This window comes from Halobellus sp. Atlit-38R, assembly GCF_003665925.1.
Classification (GTDB): Archaea; Halobacteriota; Halobacteria; order Halobacteriales; family Haloferacaceae; genus Haloquadratum; species Haloquadratum inordinatus.
The window spans coordinates 1-469 of sequence record NZ_QXIJ01000298.1 but is presented as its reverse complement, the minus strand read 5'-3'; the positions used below and the strand labels follow the sequence as shown (position 1 = coordinate 469).

At 74.0% G+C, this 469-nt stretch carries 1 pseudogene; it reads right to left on the bottom strand.

The features are described from left to right. A pseudogene (locus tag D3D02_RS19480) lies at positions 1-469 on the bottom strand (ATPase); the annotation flags it as partial.

The following is a 469-nucleotide window of genomic DNA, read 5'->3' as shown; positions in this document are numbered from 1 at the left end:
GTCGGCGGACGCGGCCGGCTCCGCGTCTCCCTCGGCGCCGCCGTCGGCGGAGGGCGCCGCCTCGCTCGCGGGCTCGTCGTCGCCCTTCGTGGCGGCGACCGCCTCGTCGTACGACTTGAGCACGGACTGCCCGTCGTCGCCGTCGGCCGCGGCGTCGGAGGGATCGGCGCCGACCCGGGGCCGGCCGCCGCCGCTCCGGTACGGCGCCTCGGCCTTGCCGAGGAGCGCCTGCGCGAACTGGTCGGCCATGTCGCTCAGGTCGCGGGCCTCCTCCAGTTCGCGTTCGAGGTCGGCGATCCGGCGGTCCTTCTTCTCCAGTTCCTGTTTGAGGTCGGCGATCTCGGACTCGCGGCGCTCCTTCTCGTCGGAGATCGACTGGAGCTCGCCGACGAGGTCGCTGGAGACGGACTTCAGTTCGGGGCGCTCGAAGTCGTCGAGCCCGGGGGTCGCGCCCGCGTCGAACGTCTCC